5 protein-coding genes are annotated in these 4,813 nt (G+C 72.2%); all 5 read left to right on the top strand.

Annotated elements, in window-relative coordinates:
- Positions 1-292: 292 nt before the first annotated feature.
- The gene (locus tag ACZ601_RS39010) at positions 293-475 is read left to right on the top strand and encodes a Trm112 family protein (protein WP_469546982.1); all 183 of its coding nucleotides are present in this window, start codon (positions 293-295) and stop codon (positions 473-475) included.
- Between the two features lie 52 nt (positions 476-527).
- Positions 528-1,664, top strand: coding sequence for an SIS domain-containing protein (locus ACZ601_RS39005; protein WP_440579405.1), 1,137 nt, complete (start codon positions 528-530; stop codon positions 1,662-1,664).
- Positions 1,665-1,827: 163 nt separating this feature from the next.
- Positions 1,828-3,033, top strand: a complete 1,206-nt coding sequence (gene manA, locus ACZ601_RS39000) for a mannose-6-phosphate isomerase, class I (RefSeq protein WP_469546979.1) — start codon at positions 1,828-1,830, stop codon at positions 3,031-3,033.
- A gap of 89 nt (positions 3,034-3,122) precedes the next feature.
- On the top strand, positions 3,123-4,133 hold the full coding sequence (locus ACZ601_RS38995; RefSeq protein ID WP_469546977.1) for a cation diffusion facilitator family transporter: 1,011 nt from the start codon (positions 3,123-3,125) through the stop codon (positions 4,131-4,133).
- Positions 4,134-4,379: 246 nt separating this feature from the next.
- The coding region (locus ACZ601_RS38990; protein WP_469546973.1) for an adenosylhomocysteinase at positions 4,380-4,813 on the top strand (434 nt) is incomplete at its 3' end.

Below are 4,813 nucleotides of genomic sequence, written 5' to 3'. Positions count from 1 at the left end.
CCACCCCGCCCCACCCCCACTTCCAGCCCCTCCGGCGTTTGAGGAGCGGGGTCCGGGGCGGAGCCCCGGTTACGGGAAGGGGCGGGTAGGGGACAAGGCCCGCCGCAGGCGCACCACCCGCACCCGCCAACGCACCCGCCCCCCGCCACACCCCCGGACAAGCCCCCCCCGGCCAGGCCGCATCCCCGCCACCCCAGCGGTAGGCTGACGTGGCTCGATCCAAGACCAAGAAGCAAGACAAGAAGCAAGACCAAGAACACGCACTCGTGCCCGCCCGAAGGGACCCACCCCCATGCCGCTCGAAGCCGGCCTCCTGGAGATCCTGGCCTGCCCGGCCTGTCACGCCCCCCTGGACGACCGATCGGCGGCCGGCAGCCCCGAACTGGTCTGCACGGGCAAGGGCTGCGGACTGGCCTACCCGGTACGGGACGGCATCCCCGTCCTCCTCGTCGACGAGGCCCGCCGCCCCGCGTAACCGGGCCCCATACCCCGCACGGTGATCAGCGTGTGATCGGAGGACCGTCCCCATGCTCGACGAGTCGTTGCTCGACGCCCCGGAAGCCCTGGCCCGAGCCGACCGCCGTGGTCTGCTGCGCGGCGCCGCCGAGGCCGGGGCCAGGGTCCGTACCGCCGCCCGGCACGCGACGGAGGCCGGCATCCCCGAGCTGAACCCGGAGGGCCGCCCGCGCGCCGTCCTGGTCGCCGGCTCCGGCACCGCCGCATCCGGCGTCGCGGACCTGATCGCCGCCCTCGCCGGAGCCTCCGCACCGGTCACGCGCATCCAGCCGACCGGCGTCGCCCCCGCCGCGGGCGCGATGCGCTGGACGCTGCCAGGCTGGGCCGGCTCCCTGGACCTGCTGCTCATCGCCACCGCGGACGGCTCGGAGCCCGGTCTGGCGCTCGTCGCGGAACAGGCGTACCGCCGCGGCTGCAGCGTCGTGGCCGTCGCCCCCAGACAGTCCCCGCTGCGGGAGGCGGTGGACGGCGTGCACGGCCTCGTCGTACCGATGGCCTCCGCCCCGCACGGCGAGTACGACGCCGAGACGTCGGCCGCGGGCCCCGGCACCCTCTGGGCGCTGTTCACCCCGCTGCTCGCGCTGCTCGACCGCGTCGGCCTGGTCACCGCGCCCCCGGAGACGCTGCAGAGCGTGGCCGACCGCCTGGACCGCACGGCGGAACGCTGCGGACCGGCCATCGCCACGTACAGCAATCCGGCCAAGACCCTGGCCGCCGAGCTCGCGGACAGCCTTCCGCTCGTCTGGACCGAGGGCGAGGCCGCGGCCCCGGTCGGACGCCGCTTCGCCGCGGTCCTGGCCGAACTCTCGGGCCGCCCGGCCCTCGCGGCCGAACTCCCCGAGGCGCTCCCTGCCCACGGGGGCCTGCTGGCCGGGGCCTTCGCCGCCGGAGCGGACCCGGACGAGTTCTTCCGCGACCGGGTCGACGAGCCGGAGGCCCTGCGCGCCCGGGTCGTCCTGCTCAGGGACCGCCCCACCGGCGGCCTGAGCGCGGCCCCGGCCGCCCGCGAACTCGCCCTGGGCCACGAGACGCCGATCAGCGAACTCGAACCGGAGGAGGGCAGCCGGCTCGAAGCCCTCGCCGAACTCCTCGCGGTCACCGACTTCGCCGCCGTCTACCTGGCCCTGGCCTCGGAAGCCCGCGCCTGAACCACCACGCGGCATCCGCGCCCAACCCAGCCCGCACAGCATCACGCCCAACGGATCACGCCCACTGCATCACGCCCACCGCACCCGCCCCACCACATCCGCACATCACCACCACCAAGACAAGATCCACGCACGTATCCAACACAGCACGAGGACGAACTCCATGGACCGGCTCTCCAACACCGTGCGCCCGTACGCCTGGGGCTCCACCACAGCCATCCCCACCCTGCTGGGCGTCGCCCCCACCGGCGAGCCCCAGGCCGAGATGTGGATGGGCGCCCACCCCGGAGCCCCCTCCCGGATAACCCGCACCGGCCCCGCCACCGCAACCGACGCCACGCCCGGCACCCCGCAGCCCACCGAGCAGCCTCTCACCGACGTCATCGCCGCCGACCCGGTGGGCGAGCTCGGCCCGGCCGCCGTCGAGAAGTTCGGCCCCCGGCTCCCCTTCCTCCTCAAGCTGCTCGCCGCCGGAGCACCGCTCTCCCTCCAGGTCCACCCCGACCTCGCCCAGGCACAGCAGGGCTACGCGGACGAGGAGCGCCGGTCCGTTCCGATCGACGCCGCCCACCGCACGTACAAGGACGCCAACCACAAGCCCGAACTGATCTGTGCGCTCACCCCCTTCGACGGCCTGTGCGGCTTCCGCCGGCCCATCGAGGCGGCCGAGGCGATGGAGGCGCTGGGCGTCGACTCCCTCAAGCCGTACGCCGATCTGCTCCGCGCCCAGCCCGAAGAGGCTGCCCTGCGCGAGGTCCTCACGGCGATCCTCACCGCGGACCCGGCACAGATGGCGGAGACGGTGACCGCCGCGGCGGCCGCCGCGCAGCGGCTCGGCGGCGCGTACGCCCCGTACGCGCGCATCGCCCACCACTTCCCGGGCGACGCGGGCGTCATCGCGGCCATGCTGCTGAACTACGTACAACTCCAGCCCGGCGAGGCGCTGTTCCTCGGCGCCGGGGTCCCGCACGCCTACCTCGACGGCCTCGGCGTCGAGATCATGGCCAACTCGGACAACGTGCTGCGCTGCGGACTCACGCCGAAGCACATCGACGTACCCGAACTCCTGCGCATCGTCCGCTTCGAGGCGACCGATCCCGGGATCCTGCGCCCCGAGGCGTCCCCGTCCGGCGAGGAGCTGTACGAGACCCCGGTCGACGAGTTCCGGCTGTCCCGCTTCGACCTCTCACCGGGCGGCGGCCCCGTCGACCTGACCGCGGCCACGCCTCAGATCCTGCTCTGCACAGCGGGCGCACCGCGGACCGGCGACCTCGGTCTCGTACCCGGCGACTCGGTCTTCGTACCGGCCGGCGAAAAGGCCGAAGTGTCCGGTACGGGCACACTGTTCCGGGCCACTGTGGTGGCCTGACGTACCGTCCGCACCATGGACTGCAACAATGTCCGGCCGTAGCGCGGCCGCCGGGGCCGCAGCACCGAACGAAGGGACACCAGGCACCCATGAGTGCGTCAGGCGGAACCAAGGCGATCGTGGCGGCGCTCGGCGCCAACCTCGCGATCGCAGTGGCCAAATTCGTGGCGTTCCTGTTCAGTGGCTCCTCTTCGATGCTCGCGGAGAGCGTCCACTCGCTCGCCGACTCGGGCAATCAGGGGCTGCTGCTGCTCGGCGGCAAGAAGGCCAAGCGCGAGGCCACCCCCCAGCACCCCTTCGGATACGGGCGCGAGCGCTACATCTACGCCTTCCTCGTCTCCATCGTGCTGTTCTCGGTCGGTGGCATGTTCGCGGTGTACGAGGGCTACGAGAAGATCAAGCACCCGCACGAGATCGAGGCCTGGTACTGGCCGGTCGGCGTCCTGGTCTTCGCGATCATCGCGGAGGGCTTCTCCTTCCGGACGGCCATCAAGGAGTCCAACGAGACCCGCGGCGCGCTGTCCTGGCCCGAGTTCATCCGTCGCGCGAAGGCTCCGGAACTCCCCGTCGTCCTCCTGGAGGACTTCGGCGCGCTCATCGGTCTGGTTCTCGCCCTCGCCGGCGTCGGCCTGGCCATCGGCACCGGGGACGGTGTGTGGGACGGCATCGGCACCCTGTGCATCGGCATCCTGCTGATCGCGATCGCGATTGTCCTGGCCGCAGAGACCAAGTCGCTGCTGCTCGGCGAGGCCGCCGGCACCGACCAGGTCGAGAAGATCAAGGCCGCGGTCGTGGACGGCGACACCGTCACCGGCATCATCCACATGCGCACGCTCCACCTCGGCCCGGAAGAACTGCTGGTCGCCGCCAAGATCGCGGTCCAGCACGACGACACGGCCACCGAGGTCGCCAACGCGATCAACGCCGCCGAGTCCCGCATCCGCGAGGCCGTCCCGATCGCCCGGGTCATCTACCTGGAACCGGACATCTACAACGAGGCCGCAGCCCGGTCCGGCACCAACCCGGCGAAGGACGCAGCCACGGATGCCGCCCCGGCGGCCGCCCAGGACCCCACCGACCCGACGGAAACCAGCCACTGAACGCGCCGTACTCGCCTTCGCAGCCGCTCCCGGACCAGTGGGCTGGGAGCGGCTGGGCCGTTCGGTGTAGATTCGACGGCAGTGCCAGACGTCGCTGCTGATGGCGGTCGATCGGTCCGTAGCCACGGACCGGCCGAGGGAGAGAGGGCCTCCGACGGACTGCGCTGCGAGCCTCTCGGGCATCCGTGTGCCCGAGGCCGCAGAGCGCGCCCATCCACCCTCGAACCAACTGAGGAGCAGCCCGTTATGACGACGGTCGCCAATCGACAGGACTTCAAGGTCGCTGACCTCTCCCTCGCAGCCTTCGGCCGCAAGGAGATCACCCTGGCCGAGCACGAGATGCCCGGTCTGATGTCGATCCGCAAGGAGTACGCCGCCGCGCAGCCGCTGGCCGGCGCCCGCATCACCGGTTCGCTGCACATGACCGTGCAGACCGCCGTGCTGATCGAGACCCTGGTGGCCCTGGGCGCCGAGGTCCGCTGGGCCTCCTGCAACATCTTCTCGACCCAGGACCACGCGGCCGCGGCCATCGCGGTCGGTCCGGCCGGCACCCCGGACGCCCCCGCCGGCGTCCCGGTCTTCGCCTGGAAGGGTGAGTCGCTGGAGGAGTACTGGTGGTGCACGGAGCAGGCGCTGACCTGGCCGAACACGCCCACCGGTGGTCCGAACATGATTCTGGA

This window comes from Streptomyces sp. NPDC104307 (assembly GCF_055584045.1).
Note: the sequence above shows the minus strand (reverse complement) of the source record. Positions and strands in the feature narration are given on the sequence as shown.